At 59.3% G+C, this 17,888-nt stretch carries 22 protein-coding genes and 1 pseudogene; 10 read left to right on the forward strand and 13 right to left on the reverse strand.

Annotated elements, in window-relative coordinates:
- Positions 1 to 9 precede the first annotated feature (9 nt).
- Positions 10 to 1,110 carry a class I SAM-dependent methyltransferase gene (locus tag BLP23_RS12040; protein WP_092585108.1) on the reverse strand — a complete coding sequence of 367 codons (1,101 nt, stop codon included), beginning with the start codon at positions 1,108 to 1,110 and terminating at the stop codon, positions 10 to 12.
- A gap of 21 nt (positions 1,111 to 1,131) precedes the next feature.
- The gene (lgt, locus tag BLP23_RS12045; RefSeq protein WP_092585109.1) at positions 1,132 to 1,980 is read right to left on the reverse strand and encodes a prolipoprotein diacylglyceryl transferase; all 849 of its coding nucleotides are present in this window, start codon (positions 1,978 to 1,980) and stop codon (positions 1,132 to 1,134) included.
- Between the two features lie 193 nt (positions 1,981 to 2,173).
- Between lgt and BLP23_RS12050 the strand changes: the two genes are divergently transcribed.
- The 4 genes from BLP23_RS12050 (at position 2,174) to BLP23_RS12065 (ending at position 4,500) form a co-directional block, all read left to right on the forward strand.
- Positions 2,174 to 2,434, forward strand: a complete 261-nt coding sequence (locus tag BLP23_RS12050; protein WP_022714228.1) for an accessory factor UbiK family protein — start codon at positions 2,174 to 2,176, stop codon at positions 2,432 to 2,434.
- Between the two features lie 394 nt (positions 2,435 to 2,828).
- A complete protein-coding gene (locus BLP23_RS12055; RefSeq protein WP_092585110.1) occupies positions 2,829 to 3,329 on the forward strand; it encodes a type III secretion system chaperone family protein in 501 nt (166 codons plus the stop codon).
- Position 3,330: 1 nt separating this feature from the next.
- Positions 3,331 to 4,149, forward strand: a complete 819-nt coding sequence (gene proC / locus BLP23_RS12060; protein ID WP_092585111.1) for a pyrroline-5-carboxylate reductase — start codon at positions 3,331 to 3,333, stop codon at positions 4,147 to 4,149.
- Between the two features lie 9 nt (positions 4,150 to 4,158).
- Entirely contained in the window at positions 4,159 to 4,500 is a 342-nt protein-coding gene (locus tag BLP23_RS12065; protein ID WP_092585112.1) for a tRNA-binding protein, read from the forward strand.
- Here BLP23_RS12065 and BLP23_RS12070 read toward each other — a convergent pair whose 3' ends face one another.
- The 4 genes from BLP23_RS12070 to BLP23_RS12085 are packed head-to-tail and all read right to left on the reverse strand — an operon-like array spanning position 4,501 to position 7,637.
- Positions 4,501 to 5,082, reverse strand: a complete 582-nt coding sequence (locus BLP23_RS12070) for a DUF1349 domain-containing protein (RefSeq protein ID WP_092585113.1) — start codon at positions 5,080 to 5,082, stop codon at positions 4,501 to 4,503.
- A gap of 7 nt (positions 5,083 to 5,089) precedes the next feature.
- A complete protein-coding gene (locus tag BLP23_RS12075) occupies positions 5,090 to 6,466 on the reverse strand; it encodes an ATP-binding protein (RefSeq protein ID WP_092585114.1) in 1,377 nt (458 codons plus the stop codon).
- Between the two features lie 28 nt (positions 6,467 to 6,494).
- Positions 6,495 to 7,193 carry a response regulator gene (locus BLP23_RS12080; protein ID WP_022714235.1) on the reverse strand — a complete coding sequence of 233 codons (699 nt, stop codon included), beginning with the start codon at positions 7,191 to 7,193 and terminating at the stop codon, positions 6,495 to 6,497.
- On the reverse strand, positions 7,194 to 7,637 hold the full coding sequence (locus BLP23_RS12085; protein WP_051154449.1) for a MarR family winged helix-turn-helix transcriptional regulator: 444 nt from the start codon (positions 7,635 to 7,637) through the stop codon (positions 7,194 to 7,196).
- 296 nt (positions 7,638 to 7,933) lie between these two features.
- Between BLP23_RS12085 and BLP23_RS12090 the strand changes: the two genes are divergently transcribed.
- The gene (locus tag BLP23_RS12090; RefSeq protein WP_092585115.1) at positions 7,934 to 8,827 is read left to right on the forward strand and encodes a branched-chain amino acid aminotransferase; all 894 of its coding nucleotides are present in this window, start codon (positions 7,934 to 7,936) and stop codon (positions 8,825 to 8,827) included.
- A 327-nt stretch (positions 8,828 to 9,154) separates the two neighbouring features.
- Here BLP23_RS12090 and BLP23_RS12095 read toward each other — a convergent pair whose 3' ends face one another.
- Complete coding sequence (locus BLP23_RS12095) at positions 9,155 to 9,772, reverse strand: DUF1236 domain-containing protein (RefSeq protein WP_074069026.1); 618 nt, start codon at positions 9,770 to 9,772, stop codon at positions 9,155 to 9,157.
- Between the two features lie 276 nt (positions 9,773 to 10,048).
- Between BLP23_RS12095 and BLP23_RS12100 the strand changes: the two genes are divergently transcribed.
- Positions 10,049 to 10,693 carry an MBL fold metallo-hydrolase gene (locus BLP23_RS12100; protein WP_092585116.1) on the forward strand — a complete coding sequence of 215 codons (645 nt, stop codon included), beginning with the start codon at positions 10,049 to 10,051 and terminating at the stop codon, positions 10,691 to 10,693.
- A gap of 68 nt (positions 10,694 to 10,761) precedes the next feature.
- On the opposite strand, the gene BLP23_RS12105 is transcribed toward BLP23_RS12100, so the two are convergent.
- The 3 genes from BLP23_RS12105 to BLP23_RS12115 all read right to left on the reverse strand — a co-directional run bounded on the left by BLP23_RS12105 (position 10,762) and on the right by BLP23_RS12115 (position 12,907).
- Entirely contained in the window at positions 10,762 to 11,172 is a 411-nt protein-coding gene (locus BLP23_RS12105) for a BA14K family protein (protein WP_092585560.1), read from the reverse strand.
- Between the two features lie 146 nt (positions 11,173 to 11,318).
- Positions 11,319 to 11,534 (reverse strand): cold-shock protein, encoded by a 216-nt coding sequence (locus BLP23_RS12110; protein ID WP_007534130.1) that lies wholly within the window; start codon positions 11,532 to 11,534, stop codon positions 11,319 to 11,321.
- Between the two features lie 482 nt (positions 11,535 to 12,016).
- Positions 12,017 to 12,907 carry a DMT family transporter gene (locus tag BLP23_RS12115; protein ID WP_092585117.1) on the reverse strand — a complete coding sequence of 297 codons (891 nt, stop codon included), beginning with the start codon at positions 12,905 to 12,907 and terminating at the stop codon, positions 12,017 to 12,019.
- A gap of 104 nt (positions 12,908 to 13,011) precedes the next feature.
- Here BLP23_RS12115 and BLP23_RS12120 point away from each other — a divergent pair, with 104 nt between their 5' ends.
- Positions 13,012 to 13,443: a DUF3052 domain-containing protein gene (locus BLP23_RS12120; RefSeq protein WP_092585118.1), complete on the forward strand. Its 432-nt coding sequence runs from the start codon at positions 13,012 to 13,014 to the stop codon at positions 13,441 to 13,443.
- Here the strand turns inward: BLP23_RS12120 and BLP23_RS12125 are convergent.
- The 3 genes from BLP23_RS12125 to BLP23_RS12135 all read right to left on the reverse strand — a co-directional run bounded on the left by BLP23_RS12125 (position 13,440) and on the right by BLP23_RS12135 (position 15,387).
- Positions 13,440 to 14,588, reverse strand: coding sequence for a PQQ-dependent sugar dehydrogenase (locus tag BLP23_RS12125; RefSeq protein WP_092585119.1), 1,149 nt, complete (start codon positions 14,586 to 14,588; stop codon positions 13,440 to 13,442). The genes BLP23_RS12120 and BLP23_RS12125 overlap by 4 nt on opposite strands.
- 62 nt (positions 14,589 to 14,650) lie before the next feature.
- Positions 14,651 to 15,013 (reverse strand): hypothetical protein, encoded by a 363-nt coding sequence (locus tag BLP23_RS12130; protein WP_092585120.1) that lies wholly within the window; start codon positions 15,011 to 15,013, stop codon positions 14,651 to 14,653.
- A complete protein-coding gene (locus tag BLP23_RS12135) occupies positions 15,013 to 15,387 on the reverse strand; it encodes a hypothetical protein (protein ID WP_092585121.1) in 375 nt (124 codons plus the stop codon). Before BLP23_RS12135 ends, BLP23_RS12130 begins: the two co-directional genes overlap by 1 nt.
- A 352-nt stretch (positions 15,388 to 15,739) precedes the next feature.
- On the opposite strand from BLP23_RS12135, the gene BLP23_RS12140 reads away from it, so the two are divergent.
- The 3 genes and pseudogenes from BLP23_RS12140 to BLP23_RS12150 all read left to right on the forward strand — a co-directional run bounded on the left by BLP23_RS12140 (position 15,740) and on the right by BLP23_RS12150 (position 17,880).
- Positions 15,740 to 16,942 (forward strand): pyridoxal phosphate-dependent aminotransferase, encoded by a 1,203-nt coding sequence (locus BLP23_RS12140; RefSeq protein WP_092585122.1) that lies wholly within the window; start codon positions 15,740 to 15,742, stop codon positions 16,940 to 16,942.
- Between the two features lie 106 nt (positions 16,943 to 17,048).
- Positions 17,049 to 17,256: pseudogene (locus BLP23_RS35260) on the forward strand (type II toxin-antitoxin system Phd/YefM family antitoxin); the annotation flags it as partial.
- A gap of 339 nt (positions 17,257 to 17,595) precedes the next feature.
- Positions 17,596 to 17,880: a DUF2188 domain-containing protein gene (locus BLP23_RS12150; RefSeq protein WP_022714246.1), complete on the forward strand. Its 285-nt coding sequence runs from the start codon at positions 17,596 to 17,598 to the stop codon at positions 17,878 to 17,880.
- Positions 17,881 to 17,888 lie beyond the last annotated feature (8 nt).

The raw sequence follows: 17,888 nt of genomic DNA on the forward strand, positions 1-17,888 counted from the left end.
CGCGTCCTGTCAATCCACCGGGCGGAACGGCATGAGATCGACGGCCGGATAGGAGACGGCCATCGCCTTGAAAAGCTCGCCCATCCGTCCTTCGCCGGAGCCGGCCAGACGGTCTACCGCGCTCTGGATGATCTGCTGGGTGCGTGGTTCACGATCGCGGCCGAGAGCGGCTGCGCGCTCGAGAATGCCGAGGCCGATCAGGAAATCGCCCTGGTGCAACGCGCCGTTGAGATGCAGACCGGCGCCGACAGCGGTTTTCGCAAGGTCTTCGAAATCCACATGGCTTGTCAGGTCCGCTTCACCGGGATGGGCGAGCGGCGGATCGAACTCGTGCATGCGCACGGCCTGTAGCGTATCGCCAAAGCCGGTGACGAGATGACCGTAATCGATCGCCAGCGCCGTGCCGCCGAAAGCCCTCAGGCGATCGCAGATCGTCATCATCACAGCCTGCCGGGCCGGCGAAATCTCAAAGAGCGTGCCGGCCGGCGCGGCCTGCGGTGATTGAGGCAGCAGTGCCGGATCGATGCCGGCGACCCCGGCGGCGAATGTCAGCTCGCCATCGATATCGAGGCCAACCAGGCGCTCACGAAAGCCGGTCGGCGTCTTGACGAATTGGCGGATCGGAATGGCGTCGAATAGCTCGTTTGCCGCAATCAGCGTGAAGCCCGGCGGCACGTCCTCGAAATCGCAATGCCAGCTGATCTTTCCCTCATGTGCGTCAAGCGTCTGCTGCTGGATGCCGCGCAGGCGCTCGCTCGTTTCGACGAGATGAACCGTCATATTCTCGAAAAGCGGCGCGGCGAGACGCTCGATGACGCGCAGCATGTCGGCCATCATCGTCCCGCGACCGGGGCCGATTTCAACGAGGCGCACGCCTGCCGGCGCGCCATGCCGCTGCCAGGCATGCACGACGAAGACCCCGATCATTTCGCCGAAGAGCTGACTGACTTCGGGCGCAGTGACAAAATCGCCGGATCGGCCGAAGGGCTCGCGGGTGCGATAGTAGCCGTATTGCGGATCAGCGAGGCAGAGTGAAAAATAGTCTGTGACGCTGATCGGCCCGTTTGCCTGAATGATCGTTTTTATCTTTTCACCGAGTGCGGTCGTCATGATCGTACAGTCCTGACGGGCTCAATGCTGCAAAGCGGCCTGGCGGCGGGCGCGCGCCATGGCCCAGATGCCGAGCAGAATCATCGGGAAAGAAAGGACCATGCCCATGGTCAGCCAGTTCGTGCCTAGCAGGTAACCAAGCTGCGCATCCGGCTCGCGGAAGAACTCGACGAATATGCGTGACAGCGCGTAGCCGCAGACGAAGAAACCGGTAACAAGCCCCGGTGATTTTAGCGCCCGGAAACCGTAGACGATAAGAGCAAGCGAAAGCAGCAGCACGATGCCTTCGAGGCCTGCTTCATAGAGCTGGCTCGGATGCCGCGCAAACGGCCCGCCGGTCGGGAACACGACTGCCCATGGCACATCCGTAAGCCGCCCCCAAAGCTCGCCGTTGACGAAATTCGCAATGCGGCCGAAGAACAGGCCTATCGGCACCACGGTAGCAACGATGTCGAAAAGGCTCCAGACAGGAATGCCGTTCTTGCGCGCAAAGAGGATCATGGCGATCGTCGTGCCGATCGTTCCGCCGTGGAAGGACATACCGCCATTCCAGATCTCGATGGCACGGAGCGGGCTCTCGATCACCGCCGGCAGATCGTAGAAAAAGATGTAACCGATGCGACCGCCGAGAACGATGCCGAGGGCCGCCCAGACGATGAAGTCGTCGACCTGCGCCTTGGTGATGGGCGAGGCATTGCCCGGCCAAAGCGCATCATTGCCGGCGATCTGCCGGGCATAGAGCCATCCGAGCATGATGCCTGCGACATAGGCGAGACCGTACCAGTGAACAGCCACAGGACCGATCGAAAAGGCGATCGGATCGATATCCGGAAAGGGCATGATCGAAAGAAGATTGGCTGCAGTTGGCAAGGCTTTTCCACCCGTTGATGTGCGCGGAACATGGCGTTGCGATACGAAGCGGTCAAGTCGATTGTGAGGCAGAGCAACGCTCTGAGCGGCTTATCCAGAGCAAAGCGCTTGCATCCTTAACAGCAAAGCCCTACCTCATTCCTTAGGGCTTCAGGCCCATCAAAATCATGTGGTGGGAAGGAGAAAAACCGCCATGACCAGTGGAACAAACCGCATCATGGACGAATTCGCCAAGCTGATGACGGATGCTGCAGGCGCTGCCCAGGGTGTGCGCAAGGAAATCGAGACGGCCTTCAACGCTCAGGCCGAACGCTGGCTGAACACCATGGATGTGGTCAAGCGCGAGGAATTCGAGGCCGTCCGCGAAATGGCGATCAAGGCGCGCGACGAGAACGAAGCGCTGCTTGCCCGAGTCGCTGCGCTCGAAGCAAAGCTTGCTGCAAAAACGAAGTAAATCCATTCAGGCACAGGGTACGGTGTGGCGCATAAGCGGCACACCGCCTCATCGACAAAAAAATCAGGTGTCGTTTTCCACCTGTGGACACTGCCAAAAAAGCCAATACGCAGAGTCGTTTACAACCTCCTTCTGAAATCAAATTCCGAACGGCTGTCCACAGTGCCTTTCCGGAAATGACCGGAGAGGGGCTGGCTTGTCACCGGGGGCGTTATACACTGATTTTAAATGATGATTCGAAGCGGACATTGGTAAGCTCCGGGCAGGTTCACTGCGTTAGGTCTGGCAGCGGTTCAACGAACATCCGAGTGGTGGTTCCGGTATTTGCGTGTGTCTTTTCTTGTGTTCGTAAACCCAAGTTCAGTCGCATTCATTCCGGTCAAGAAGGTGCTGCATGAGCCTTATGGAATTGGAATTCGAGCGTCAGTCGAACCCGGTCGATATGATCGAGTACGTCGCCGCCAATAACGACTGGTCGTTTGAGCGGTCGGGCGAGGACGAGATCGCAATGACGGTCGAGGGGAAGTGGGCCGATTACCACATTTCCTTCTCCTGGATGGAGGAATTCGAGGCGCTGCATCTCGGCTGCGCGTTCGACATCAAGGTTCCAGAAGCTCGCGTCAACGAGGTCACCAAGCTTTTGGCGGCGATCAACGGGCAGGTTCTGATGGGTCATTTCGACCTGTGGCGGCAGGAAGACGTCATCATCTTCCGGCAGTCGCTGCTTCTGGCGGGCGGTGCCGAGCCAACGAACCGTCAGGTGGAAGTTTTGCTTTCCAGCGCGCTCGATACCTGCGAAGCTTATTATCAGGCGTTCCAGTTCGTCATCTGGTCGGGGCTGGATGCTGCCAAGGCCATGGAAGCAGTCCTCTTCGAAACGGTCGGCGAAGCGTAAAATGTCACCATCGTCTTCCGATACAGTCGTTCTTGTCGGCGCCGGCAATATGGGCGGCGCGATGCTTTCCGGCTGGCTGAAAAGCGGAGTTCCAGGATCCTCCGTTGTCGTGGTCGATCCGGGTCCGTCGCCCGCGATGATGAAGGTCATCGGCGATGCGGGCGCGACGTATGCCTCAACCGTTCCCGCCGGCCTGAAGGCGGATGTCATCTTCCTCGCGGTGAAGCCGCAGGTGATGGAGACAGTCCTGCCACCGGTCAAAAGCGCTGTCGGATCCAAGACGGTCGTCGTCTCGGTGGCTGCCGGAAAGACGCTGGCTTTCCTCGAAAAGCATCTCGGCGAAGCCGCCATGGTCCGGGCCATGCCAAATACGCCCGCCATGATCGGCCGCGGCGTCACCGGCGCCTTCGCCAATCCGCGCGTCAGCACCGGTCAGCGCGATCGCGTTCATTCGCTTCTTCGCGTCTCGGGTCCTGTCGAGTGGGTTTCGGCCGAATCGGATATCGATGCCGTGACGGCGTTGTCAGGCAGCGGCCCGGCCTATGTATTCTATCTCGTCGAGTGTATGGCAGAAGCAGGCCGTAAGCTTGGCCTGCCGGCGGACCTTGCCATGCGCCTTGCACGGGAAACTGTCGCGGGGGCTGGTGAACTCCTACACCAGTCCCCCGACGACGCCTCGAAGCTTCGCCAGAACGTAACGTCGCCGGGCGGCACGACGGCCGCGGCCCTTTCAGTGCTTATGGCAGAAAAGGGCATGCAGCCGCTGTTCGACGAGGCTCTTGCGGCTGCGCGCGCGCGTGCCGAAGAGCTTGCCGGTTGAAGACGCGCGATGGCTGAAGAAATCACCTATGCCGATTTCGAGCGTGTGGACATTCGTGCCGGCACGATCATTGAGGCCCAGCCCTTTCCGGAGGCTCGAAAGCCGGCGGTCAAGCTTCTGATCGATTTCGGCCCGGAAATCGGCGTCAAGAAATCCTCGGCGCAGATCGCCGTTCACTACACGCTGGAAAACCTCGTCGGCCGCCAGGTCCTCGGGGTGGTGAACTTCCCGCCGCGCCAGATCGGACCGTTCCGCTCGGAAGTGCTGACGCTCGGCTTCGAAGACGAGGCGGGTGCGATCGTTCTTGCTGCAACCGACAAGCCGGTGCCGAACGGCAGGAAGCTGATGTGATCAGTGAATGTCGCGCGAGACCGGATCAGTCAGCGTGAAATCATGAAAGATGGCTTCGAAGCCAGAGCGCTGCGGCGAGCAGAATACCGGGCCGACCATAACCTCTTCAATCGACGGATCGAACCAGGCGAGGCGTGCCATACGCCATTCGCTGATCCGGTCGGTCCGGTACTGAATGAAAAGTGCGTCCTTGTTGCGGGTCACGCGAAGGGAGAGCAGGTCGAATTCGTGCTCGATGCGAAAGGCCGACCAGTCGGAATTGCTATTGGTCACGACGGTGCTGAAGTGCCTTGCGCCGTCGGTATATTCGATTCCGCATTTCATCCAGTGCGCTGAATCTGCTCGTATCATCAGGCCGGCCTGGTCGTACAGCTCTTGATAGCGTCCGGAAAATGTCACTTCTGCCGTGAAGTCGCCCTTGCGCCGATGATAGAGAAAATGGCCGTCATCACGGTGGAACCCGTAATAGGTACCTTGCCAAAAGTCCGTCTTGTCGCCCGATCGGACATGCAATGCACCCTCGTGAAGCTCCGCCAAGGGCGGAGGATTGAGCCAGGTCATTTCTTTCCGGTCGATTGCCATCTGGAACTCACGCGGGGATCCGGATGGTGGCGCGCAGACCGCCGAGCGGGCTGTCGCCGAGCGTGACATTGCCGCCATGGCTACGGGCGATATCGCGCGCGATCGCAAGGCCCAGTCCGGTGCCGGAATCGTCCAGATTGCGAGCTTCATCCAGACGGAAGAAGGGCTTGAAGACATCCTCGCGGTTCTTTTCAGGAATGCCGGGGCCATCGTCGTCGAAATTCAGCGTCAGCCATTTTGCGCCGTGTTTCGCTTCGATGTTCAGCGTATTCGCGTAGCGGCGGGCATTGGATGCGAGGTTGGTCACCAGGCGCGTAAATGCGTTCGGCCGAACCGAGATCCTGTCTTCGCCTTCGATCGAATAGGTGAGTTGCTTTTCGTGCAGAGCGAAATCCGTTGCGATCTTTCCGAGCAGTTCGGTAAGCTTTAGTTCTCCGACATCCTCCTCGATCTCGCTGCGCGCAAAGGCCATGTAGGCCTCGAGCATCGACTGCATGTCGTTGACGTCGTCATTCAGTCCCTGGAGTTCCGGGCTGTTCCCGGCAAGGGCAAGCTGCAGCTTGAAACGCGTGAGCACCGTGCGTAGGTCGTGACTGACGCCGGTGAGCATCGCGGTTCTCTGTTCGATCTGCCTTTCAATGCGTTCGCGCATCAGGATGAAGGCAAGACCCGCGCGCCTGACCTCGTCGGCGCCGCGCGGATAGAAGTCATCGTGTTTATGTCCCTTGCCGAAGCTTTCGGCGGCTTGCGCGAGCGTCAGGATCGGCCGAATCTGGCCGCGCAGAAAGAGGATCGACACGCCGATGAGCACGAGAGAAGCGCCGACCATCCAGACGATGAAGATGTGTGTGTTCGACGCGTAGGTCTGGTTGCGCTTGGTCAAAACGCGCAGAATCTTGTCGTCCAGCTTTATACGGATTTCGACGAGGCTCGAGTCTCCCACCGTATCGATCCAGAACGGTCGCTTGATCTGATCGCTGATCTCATCGCTCAGGATGCCGTCGAGGATGGAGAAGAATGGCTTTTCGCGCGGCGGCGGCAGATCTCCGTCAGGCTCGATCGAAATCTGAAGGTTCAACTGCTCGCGGGCGATACGGGTGGCCTCGCTGTAATCCGTATCCTGCGGATAGGTTTCGATGATCTGGATGATTGCCGCAATATCCCGGGTGACGGCCATCGACAGGCGTTGCGTCACCATCTGCCAGTGCCGCTCCATGAACACCGCGGCAACGATGGACTGCAGCAGCACCATGGGAATGATAATGATCAGCAGCGAACGGACGTAGAGACCGGTCGGCAGGCGGCGGCGTAGCCAGCGGCCGAATCCTTTCCATCCGGAGGCTGGCGATCGTTCTTCGCGGCGCAGGGAGTCGAAAGTTACCATCACTGTCGCGATCCTGACGTTGAAGCCATCAATCGATGCTCAGCCTGTATCCTATACCACGAACCGTCTGGAGCCAGACAGGATTTGCAGGGTCGTCCTCGATCTTGCGGCGGAGGCGATTGATCTGCACGTCGATCGTGCGCTCGCCGACGTCGACGTCGTTGCCGATGAGCTCGTGCCTCGGAATGGTGTCGCCGGCGCGCTTGGCAAAAAGCAGCATGATTTCCTGCTCGCGATCCGTGAGGCGGATCACTTCCGTCGCCTTCTTCAACTCCTTGCGGGTGAGCGAGAAAGTGTATGGGCCGAACATGATCTGCTCGATCTTCGGCGCGTCCGAGGCGTTGCGGCGCAGGATGTTATTGACGCGCAGCACCAGTTCGCGCGGGTCGAAAGGCTTCGAGAGATAATCGTCGGCGCCGGCTTCAAGACCCGCAATACGATTGTCGGATTCCGCAAGCGCCGTGAGCATGATGATCGGCACGTTCTTGATGGCGCGCAGGCCGCGCGTCACGTCGATGCCGGATTCGCCCGGCATCATCACATCCATGATGATGAGATCGAAGTCGAGCCCGGCGAGCTTGCGTTGCGCCTCGGCACCATCTGCAGCCACGGTCACCCGGAAGCCGTTCTCCGTCAGGTAACGGTTCAAAAGAGCGCGGATCCGGGTGTCGTCATCGACCACCAGCAGATGCGCCGCGTCATCAGAAATGATTGTCTTCCCCGCCATTCAATCCGCTTTCGTTGTTTGTCTGTCCCTCATACCCCTCAGAAATGCCTTCACGCTTTCGCGCACGTCCGGAGCGGCACCGTCGAATGCTCTCTCAATGCGGCGCGATTGCGGCTCCGCCAGAGCGAGCGCGAGTTCGCGCCCGGTCTTAGTCGGATAAAGCTTACGCTGGCGCCGGTCTTCAGGCCCAGCAACCTGACGAATATACCCCGAATCGATCAGTTGTTTGAGCACCCGAGCGAGGCTCTGTTTGGTAATCTTCAATGTATCCAAAAGATCGGCAACGGTCATGCCCGGCTCACGGTTAACGAAATGCACTACCCGATGATGAGCCCGGCCGAACCCGCTTTTTTCGAGGATCGCATCCGGATCAGATACAAAATCGCGATAGGCGAAAAAGAAGAGCTCGATGATCTCGAAATCGATGATGCCGGTGTTTTCCATCGGTGCGGCCAATGGTTCGGCGTTGGTTACTTTCGAGCTGGTCTGTCGTGCCGCCACGTCATTTCCTTTCTCGTTCTGCAGGCTCCGGGAAACTTTAGCAAAGATATGTCAGCTTTGTTGACACAATTTTACGCCACTGTTAGCTTCCCCGGACTTTGCGGAGGCGGGACGTTCCTTCGAAACCGGCCCGTCTTTCCTCCCCATACAACGCATATTTTTCCCCACTGCGTAGTGGATAAAACGTAATATGGGCAACAATCAACAGGCATGGCGTGCGGGCGCCGGAGGATAAGAGAATGGCTTCAGTTCCCTTCGATCAGCTGGATGGCGAAATCTGGTTCAACGGCGAATTCGTGCCCTGGAAGGACGCGAAGGTTCACGTGCTGACGCATGGTCTGCATTATGCCAGTGCGGTCTTCGAAGGCGAGCGCGCCTATGGGGGACGCGTTTTTAAGCTGACGGAGCATAATCAGCGTCTTCACAAGTCCGCTGAAATCCTTGGATTCAAGGTGCCTTACTCGGTCGAGGAACTCGATGCGGCAACTATCGAACTGCTGAAGCGCCAAGGTTTTTCCGATGCCTATGTGCGCCCAATCGCTTGGCGCGGTAGCGAAATGATGGGGATTTCGGCGCAGTCAAACCGCATCAATGTTGCGATTGCCATCTGGCAGTGGGGCAGCTACTTCAATCCCGCCGAAAAGCTTAAGGGCATTCGCCTCGATATAGCCGAATATCGCCGCCCCGACCCGAAGACGGCGCCGTCTTCGTCGAAGGCCGCCGGCCTCTACATGATCTGCACCATCTCCAAGCATGCCGCGGAGGCCAAGGGCTATGCAGATGCGATGATGCTCGATTACCGCGGCCAGGTCGCCGAAGCGACGGGCGCCAACATCTTCTTCGTCAAGGACGGCGTCATCCATACGCCACTTCCCGACTGCTTCCTCAACGGCATTACGCGCCAGACGGTGATCGAACTCGCCAAGCGCCGCGGCTATCCGGTCGTCGAGCGGGCAATCCAGCCAGAAGAGCTTTCGGGTTTCAGCGAATGCTTCTTGACGGGCTCTGCTGCGGAAGTGACGCCGGTCTCCGAGATCGGACCTTATAAATTCACGCCGGCGACGATCTCCGAGACGCTGATGAACGACTACATGAAGGAAGTTTATCCCGCGGCGTCTATCGCGGCCGAGTAACGTCTCCATCGGCCAGAAAGTCCGGTCGCGCCTTTCGCGCACCGGACTTTGTTTTACCGAATTCGACACCCGACAGGATGCTCCCGCCGATGCTAACGATTGCACCGGCATCAGTTGTGTGATGAGCGGAAATCGTTTCCATGATCTCCGGCCCGGGCGATCAATTCGGATCACCGCCAACGCCGCTCCTGCGACATATCGCGATTTTCGAGTGTCGAGGATGGAAGGGGCGCTAAAAGCAACCCATGTGAGAAGTTCGGTGCGGCAGAAAGCTGCTGGCAACGCTAACGGAATGAGGCGGTCCAACGACCGCCTCACACTGCACGCTTATTGATAGACATAGACGATGCGGCGGGTGCCGGGATCGACGAGCACGGGCCGGTCATTGATGCGCACATAGCGGTACTGATAGTCGGGAATCTCCTGGAAGGTCACGGTATCCGGAACCTCGGCACCCACGACGACATCGCCGCCCAACTGAACCGTCTGCGTCGGCGTGGTTTCGATATAGGTGCGGACCGTCTCCGGTGGCGTTATCGCTTCCACGGAGCCGACGGGGCCAAGCAGTTCATCGCCGGGCGCGGGCTGCGGATCGGCGGGCACCACGGTTGCGGTCGATTCATATGTCACAGACGGGACGCCAAGAACGGCCTCGTTCTCTTCGACGATCATCGCGTTGCCTTGGTGCTCCACCTGCAGGTATTCAGCATAGACCCAGCCGCGCATGCCGTTAACATCGACGCGGCACCAGCGGCTGCCCTGGATGCAGCCATCCAAGATGGCCGCAGAGCCCCGCGTTGCCACGCCGACCGAGGGATATTGCGGTCCAGGCCCGGAACGCACGTTGAGGTCGTTGATGGCCGTCGCGCTCATTTCCGCATGGGCGAAGCCAGCGCTCGCGGCGAGCACGGCACCTGCCAGGAAAAGATTTCTCGTGAAGGTCATTCTTTTTCTCCTTGCTTTAGCTGGAATGAAACGCTCCGTTCACCATCTAGTTCCGCCGCTTGACCGCCCGGGCTGAATTCTGGATTCATCGGAAAATCGCAACGAATTGAAATTTAATGATAAAGCTGGACAGCGCCGGGCCATTTCAGAGGCGATGAACTGTTGTTACGATGCGTCTTGAAGGCGTGAGGCAAGGGCAATGCCTGGTAAAAGGCGGCTGGCTTTGATGACCTTTCAAGCTATATCGGAAGCAGGCAGAGACAAGCGAGGCATATCATGGGCATGCTCCAGGCCGGCATCATTCCGGTGACACCCTTCCAGCAGAATTGCACGGTTCTCTTCGATCCGGACGCGAAGGAGGGCGTAGTCGTCGATCCGGGCGGCGATGTTCCGGTCATTCTCAAAGCGCTTGAGGAGAACGGCCTGATCATCAAGCAGATCTGGCTGACGCACGGGCATCTCGACCACGCGGGTGGCGCAAAAGAACTGAAGGAAGCGCTCGGCGTTGAAATCGTCGGTCCGCACGAGGACGATCGGCAGTTGCTGGAGCGGATCGAGATGCAGGCGCTGCAATACGGCATTACCGGTCTTCAAAACGTCGTGCCGGACCGCTGGCTGAAGGATGGCGACAGGATTTCCTTCGGTAGCCACGAGTTTGAAGTTTATCACACACCCGGCCACGCGCCCGGCCATGTCATCTATTTCAATCGTGCCCAGAACTTCGCCCATCTCGGCGACGTGCTCTTCAACGGCTCGATCGGCCGAACCGATCTGCCGGGTGGCAATCACCAGCAACTGCTGGGTTCGATCCGCGACAAGGTGCTGCCTCTTGGAGATGACGTCGGCTTCATCTGCGGGCATGGCCCTGGCAGCCGCATCGGCGACGAGCGACGCGGCAACCCGTTCCTCAGAGGCATCTGATCTCGGCAGACGAACAAAACAAAAGCGCCGCCCGATGAGCGGCGCTTTGCGTTTAAATGGTCCGCGGATCAGCCTGCGGTGCAGAAGTGCTCGCGGCCGTCGTTGCCGACGAAGGTGCCGCTTCTCGGATCGAAGCTGCGGTACCGGTAAGAGCAATAGCGCTCCCACTGCGGCGTCCAAGGCTCGATATCAGCCCGGACAGGGGCGTAGTAACGCGGCGCGCGGTAAACCGGCACGGCTTCGTATTCCGGCTCATAGGGCGGATCGATGTAGCGCGGCTCTTCATAATAGCGCGGCTGATTGGCGATCGCCGAGCCGACGATCAGGCCGGTTGCGAGACCGACGGCGCCGCCGACAAGCGCTGCGTCGCCATTGTTATGGCGATGCCACCGGTCACGGGCGGATGCTTCGCCGATTACAGAAAGGGTGAGGGCTGCGGCAGTAGCGGTCAGAAGAAATGTCTTGGCGAGCCTGTTCATAATCATATCCTGTTCTTGGAACCCCGTGAGCGGTTCCTGCACCGTGATGATGACAAGATAGTGGCGGCTATCTGAACGGACGCTGAATGACAAAACCCGGCATGGCTGCCGGGCCTCAACTCGAATTCGACGGCCTTGTGGAGGCCTCAGCCCGCAATCTGCAGATTGACGGCCTTGGGGCCTTTGCCGCGACGATCCGGCTCCGTGTCGAAGCTGACCTTCTGATTTTCCGTCAGGCCGGCAAGGCCGGATGCCTGAACGGCAGAAATGTGAACAAAGATGTCGGCGCCACCCTTGTCCGGCTTGATGAATCCGAATCCTTTGTCGGTATTGAAGAATTTTACAGTGCCAGTCTCGGCCATGCGTCAGGTCCTTTTCTCTCTGCCCGCCATCCACACGGGCAGCATCAACTATGTCCCTTGCGGGGCGTTGGCAGGCAATTCTTGAAATTCGAGAAAAAGGTCCCCTCTACCTCGGCCTGTCTCACGACGGGATTATTCCCCATCTTGGCGAAACCGGCTGACCGGAATATTAGCGTTTCCGGCGCGCACATACTTAAGGACTTCCCATGCTCGCAAAATGCCCGAACGCCGTGAGATTGCTGCGATTAAGGGGAATTGGCAAGCAAAAGTTTTTTAACGTGTTATCGAAAGCACATTCAGGTCGGCTATCCTATTTGCGTCAAAACGCAAAATTTCGCTCGCAGCCCAGGGATGTTAACGGTTTTGTATTGCTTGCAATAAAAGTTGAGAGCAGTTTTTCCCAAAAATGCAATGATAGCGCGTCCTAGAACGCGCGCTAATTTTTTTCCAGAATTGCCGTCCAACGTGGAAAAAGCCATTGCTCAAGCGGGCTGGCTGCGTCTTTTTTTGAGTTCCGGTACCAGTTCGACCACAAGCATAGCGATAACCATCAGCGCACCGCCTGCATAGCCGAGCGGCGGCATCTTCTCTCCAAGTAGCAGGGCGCCGAGTGCCGAGCCGAAGAGCGCTTCGGAGGAGAGGAAGATGGCGGCTTGCGACGGAGTGGTGTAGCGCTGGCCGATCACCTGCAGCACGAAAGCGACGCCGGAAGAGAAGACGCCGACATAGAGGATCTCCGGTGCCGCGCCCAAGATCGCCTCCATGCTGATAGGCTCGACAATTGCGGCCACGAAAAGTGCGGCGAGCGCTGTCACGGCGAATTGGGCTGCCGACAGCGTAAGGGGCCTTCCCGTGTCGCAGACCGTCGTGCCGGCGAGCGTGATCTGTATCGCCAAGAACGCGGCACAGACGACCGTCAGGCCGTCGCCTGTGGTCAGCGCCGAAAGATGACCGCCGGACAGCATGTAGATACCGGCGACGGCCATGATGGCACCCGGCCAGATGATCCAGTGCGGCGGTCGGCGCAGGAAGGCGACTGCAATCAGCGGCACGAAGACAACATAGAGCCCGGTGATGAAGCTGGAGTTCGTCACGGTCGTCGTCTGAAGCCCGATCTGTTGTGTCGAGGCACCGCCGAAAAGGGCAAGGCCGATCAAGAGATAATGCCCCAGATGGCGACGCGTCGTCTTAACACTGGCCCTGCGCACTTCAACGAGCAGGAAAGGCAGGACGGCGACGGTCGCGACTGCAAAGCGCAAGCCTATGAACCAGAACGGACCGATTGCCTTCATGGCCGTCGACTGCGCGACGAAACCGCCGCCCCAGATGGCGGCAGCAAGCAATAGAAGGAGGTTCGCCTGGACGCGCGTCATATCAGGCCTCGATGTGGGGCAGGTTGTATCGCGGACGATTACCAGTTGCATTTCGTTTCGGCAAGGGCGAAGAAAGGCTCGCTCAGAGTGCCGGGACTGCGTGCATGGCCGAAAGAATGACCGTCGGTTACCCCGGAATTCCGCTTGCCACAAAGCTCGGCCTGAGGGACGGGCAGGCGGCCTTGCTGATCGGCGTGCCCGACGCTATCGGCGCGATCAGCGGCTTTGCCGGCTTCTCGCGCGTTGATGATGCGCTGCCCGAAGACGGCACATGTTTTGACTACATACATGTCTTCGAAGCCAAGCGTGTTGCACTGGAAGGCATGGCAGGTCACCTTTTGAGGGCCTTGAAGCCTGACGGAATGCTCTGGATATCCTGGCCGAAGAAGGCAGCGCGCCTGCCGACGACGATAACTGAGGATGTGCTGCGGGAAATCCTGCTTCCGATCGGTCTCGTGGACGTCAAGGTCTGTGCCATCAATTCCGTCTGGTCCGGCCTGAAATTCGTGATCCGCAAGCAACTGCGCAGTGCCTAGCCGTTCTGGCGGTCGGAGCGCGAGACACGCAGCAGTGCGCCATCGGCCTCGTCAGTTACTATCAAGAGCGCACCTTCCGGTGCCACGATAACATCCCGCAGGCGGCCGTAATCACCCTCGAAAATCTGCTCCTCTGCAACGAAGGTACCGCTTTTGTCGCGCTGCATGCGGGCAAGCAGTTCGAATTTGAGCGCTGCTACAAGGAAGTCGCCGTCCCACTCGGGAAACATTTTGCCGCGATAGATCGCGAGCGCGCCCGGCGCGATCGACGGATCCCAATAATGCAGCGGCTGTTCCAGTCCTTTCTTGGCCGTGCCTTCGCCGATCTTTGAGCCGGAGTAATTACGTCCATAGCTGATGATCGGCCAGCCGTAGTTCTTGCCGGGTTCAATGACATTGATTTCGTCGCCGCCGCGCGCGCCGTGCTCGACGGTGTAGAGTTTGCCGTCGGCAATGTCGAAGGTGATGCCCTGCGGGTTGCGATGGCCCTTCGACCAGATTATCGGCAGCGCCTTTCCGCTGTCCTTGAACGGGTTGTCCGCAGGGATGCTGCCGTCGGCATTGATATGCACGATCGAGCCGGCATCATCCTTCCAGTCCTGCGAGCGATGGCTGTCGCCGCGGTCTCCGATGCTGATAAAGAGACTACCGTCGCCCGCAATGGCGATGCGCGAACCGTATTGGATACTGCCGCCGGTGAACTGCTTCATCGTGAAGATCGTCTTCACGTTCTCAAGTTTGCTGCCGTCGGTGGCAAGCGTGGCGCTGAAGGCTTCGGTTCCCGAGCCTCTTCGATTGGCGGTCGATGCCGTGAAATAGATCGTGCGGCTCGTCGCAAAATCCGGCGCAAGCGCCACGTCCATCAAGCCGCCCTGGCCACGGGCGCGGACGTCCGGCACGCCTCTGATCGGATCTGAAAGCGTGCCGTCCCTGACGATCCGCATCCGCCCAGGCCGTTCGGTCACCAGATAGGCGCCGTCAGGCAGCACTTCCACGGCCCAGGGATGCTCCAGCCCTTCCGCCAGGGTTTCGACATTGACTGCGACCTTCTCGGTCTCGACCCTGTCTGCCGCCGCGGCGAAACCGGGTGCGAAGACCGGCGCGCCGAAAAGCACCGAAGCGGCGAATGTTCTGGCGATAGTCATGTGGCGTTTCCCGTCGCTTTCATCCACTTTCAACGTGGAGCGGAGGGCAGGGCGCTTCAACCTTATTGCGGGGCGGATAACGGCTTTGTGTTTCGAGGTTGAATGGAGGCGGTGGGCGTCGTGTCCACCAGCTCGGTTCCCTCGAAGGCGCGCTGCAGCAGGACCTGCGCGACGGCAGCCTTTCCCTTGATGTAGAAGCCGTCGCTCATCAGCGCGATGCCGTACAGGGCAAGCCCGGCGATGCAGAGCGCAATCATCCGCTCGACCGTCGAAAAGCGCGAGAAAAGGAAGCCTTTCTCCTGCTTTTGCGAACCGTCATGGGCTGCGGCTGCCGCGGTCGCCATGGCAAGTTCGAGGTAAGAGGGAAGCGGTTCGAACCCGTAAGCATCCTGATGCCGGTTTCCGTTGCGGGGGCTTGACACCATTACCGGGTCCTCGTGGTCAATAGGCGCTTTATACGGCGGCGCCATACTGCAAGTGCGCCCGCAGCGGTCAGGGCGAAAACCAGCATGGTCAGCCCGCGCATGATCTGCCCGTCGGCGTGTGTCGTTATCCGCGGCGGCTTCGCCGAAGCCGCAGGCAGGGTGGTCGCTTCGGTCGCTACCGGCACCGGTGCGGTGACCGAGCCGGTTGTTTGCTCGGCCTTGTGCAGTTGGGGCGTCCTTTCAGCACGAGCTGTCGAAATGACCCCGAATGCCGTCATCGTCGAAGCGACGACGAGCCCTGCTGCAATCAAAAAAGAAAGCGAAACCCGGCGGGCGCGAAGCCGCCCTGCGGCTCGCTCATCCTCCAGAAACATTGGCATACCCTCAACAACCAATTGCGGAGCGCTAAAGATGAGGCTTAGATCCCGGCAGGCTCGCGACCGAATTGCGGCATGCCGTGTCATTTGTTGCGGCATAATCGTGGCAAAGGCTGAATCCGGCGAAGTTTTTGATTCCAGGGATGAAATCGTCATCTCCTCAGAAAGTGATTCAAGTTCTTCGCAAAGTGATTCATGCTTCGGCCGCCGCGCCCGGCAACTGATCAATAAGAATCATTGGCACCATCACGCCTTTGCGCTTGAAATGCCGCCGCACATTGGACATAGAGCTAACCGCAGAACTCCGGTCCCGGCCTTCTGCCCGTTTCAACCGTATAGGACCGATATCATGGCCTTTCTTGCCGATGCTCTTTCCCGTGTGAAGCCTTCAGCCACCATCGCCGTCTCCCAAAAAGCGCGTGAGCTGAAAGCAAAGGGGCGCGATGTGATCGGCCTCGGCGCCGGCGAGCCGGACTTCGATACGCCGGATAATATCAAGAAGGCCGCCATCGACGCGATCAATCGCGGCGAGACGAAGTACACGCCGGTTTCCGGCATCCCGGAACTGCGTAAGGCGATCGCCGCAAAGTTCAAGCGCGAGAACGGTCTGGAATATTCCTGGGAGCAGACGATCGTCGGCACCGGCGGCAAGCAGATCCTGTTCAACGCCTTCATGGCGACGCTGAACCCTGGCGATGAAGTCGTCATCCCGGCTCCCTACTGGGTGTCCTATCCGGAGATGGTGGCGCTTTGCGGCGGCACGCCGGTCATCGTGTCGACCACGCAGGAAAACAACTTCAAGCTCCAGGCAGCGGATCTCGACAAGGCAATCACGCCCAAGACCAAGTGGTTCGTCTTCAACTCGCCGTCGAACCCGTCAGGTGCTGCCTATACGCATGCCGAACTCAAGGCGCTGACTGACGTGCTGCTCAAGCATCCGCATGTCTGGGTGCTGACCGACGACATGTACGAGCACCTGACCTATGGCGACTTCAAGTTCGTCACGCCGGTCGAAGTCGAGCCGAAGCTCTACGACCGCACGCTGACGATGAACGGGGTCTCCAAGGCCTATGCGATGACCGGCTGGCGTATCGGCTACGCAGCCGGGCCGCTTGAGCTCATCAAGGCGATGGACATGGTCCAGGGACAGCAGACCTCGGGTGCGACGTCGATTGCCCAGTGGGCCGCCGTCGAGGCGCTGAACGGGACGCAGGATTTCATCCCGGTGAACAAGAAGATCTTCGAAGGTCGCCGCGATCTGGTGGTTTCAATGCTGAACCAGGCCAAAGGCATCACCTGCCCGTCGCCGGAGGGCGCCTTTTACGTCTACCCGTCCTGCGCCGGCCTGATCGGCAAAACTGCGCCTTCTGGCAAGGCCATCGAGACCGACGAAGATTTCGTTTCTGAGCTGCTCGAAAGTGAAGGCGTCGCCGTCGTTCACGGCTCGGCGTTCGGGCTCGGCCCGAACTTCCGCATCTCCTATGCGACCTCGGAAGCTCTGCTCGAGGAAGCCTGCAAGCGCATCCAGCGCTTCTGCGCCGCCTGCAAGTAAGGCAGTTGGCAGAATTGAAGAAAAGGCCCGTCAGCGATGGCGGGCTTTTCCCTTTTGATCCGGTCGTTGTCGGTGTGGCTGCATTTGATGCAAGAAAACTGTATCGATCTTCGATCCCAAGAACGGCCGGACTGAGCTTGCCCGTGAGGTCGAGGACGGGAACACGATTGTCATATCGCGAAACGGCCGTCGGGTCTTCGATCTCGTCCCGCATAAGCAGCGCGGCGGGTGAACCTTGATGCGTCCGAAGCTTACCTCAAGAGCAAGACATCACGAGGACGCAGATGTTCATCGCCGACGTCTTCGATGGTCCCCGCCAGCGGCGATCCCTTCGATCCGCCTTCTGCTCGCCCAATGCCCGAGTTGAAGGATTGCAGCTTGTGACAATCGACCGGGCTCTTGCAGGCTATCGGCCGGACCTGACATTCTAATTCGGTTCTTCGACAGCCGATGATCTTCCACATCAGGCAGTGCGACTGCGGGCGAATTTGCAGTCTTGTGCATTTAATGGAATACTGCCGATATTGGTCAGCCGGAAGCAATCGCGGCGTGCCTCGTAATTCTCGCCTTGCCGCGCGCGATGGAACCGGATGCAGTCCGGCGACCTCGGCTGATTGCCGACAGATCGGGTAACGAGAAAAGAGGAGAGGTGTATGATCAAGGTGGTTTACGAGGTCGTTCCCCATGACGGCGGCTGGGCCTACCGGCTGGGAGAAGTCTATTCCGAAGCGTTCCCGTCGCATGCCGAAGCGCTGGAGGCAGCCCGCATCGTGGCGGCCGAACAGCAGGTCGGCGGCGATTCCGCCGAGATCAGCTGGCAGGACGAGAAAGGCAAATGGCATGAGGAATATGCCGAAGGCGGCGACCGGCCGGAGACGGAAGTCGTCGATACCAAATGGAAGGGTGGCGGTTCCGCCGATGTCTCTCCGCGTGCCTGAGCCGAGCG

The organism is Rhizobium mongolense subsp. loessense, assembly GCF_900099775.1.
GTDB classification, from domain to species: Bacteria; Pseudomonadota; Alphaproteobacteria; order Rhizobiales; family Rhizobiaceae; genus Rhizobium; species Rhizobium loessense.